This is a genomic window from Pantoea sp. GbtcB22, assembly GCF_019091025.1.
GTDB classification, from domain to species: Bacteria; Pseudomonadota; Gammaproteobacteria; order Enterobacterales; family Enterobacteriaceae; genus Pantoea; species Pantoea leporis.
The window spans coordinates 1-239 of record NZ_JAGXKB010000787.1 but is presented as its reverse complement, the minus strand read 5'-3'; the positions used below and the strand labels follow the sequence as shown (position 1 = coordinate 239).

The 239-nt window shown below is 60.3% G+C and carries 1 protein-coding gene; it reads right to left on the bottom strand.

All coding sequences use genetic code 11. The features are described from left to right. Nucleotides 1–239: hypothetical protein (locus tag KVT28_RS26680; RefSeq protein WP_217551323.1), on the bottom strand; the 239-nt coding region annotated here is incomplete at both ends.

Here is a 239-nt window from a genome sequence, read left to right as displayed (position 1 = left end):
CCCGGCCGGCTGATCGACGGCCTGGAGAATCATGTTCCCGCCCGCCACCCCTTTTTCCACGCCCAGCTTTTCTTCGACAAGAAACTCGCCATCCATGACCGGAATCCGCCAATACCGCCGCCCGGCCAGTAGCTTGCTCTTTTGAAAGCCGTCGCCGAAGAATCGGATGGTTTTTCCCAGCGGAATTTTGGTCTGGCTGTCCGGCAAGCCGTTGTAGACCGCGGTCGTGGGGCAGGTCA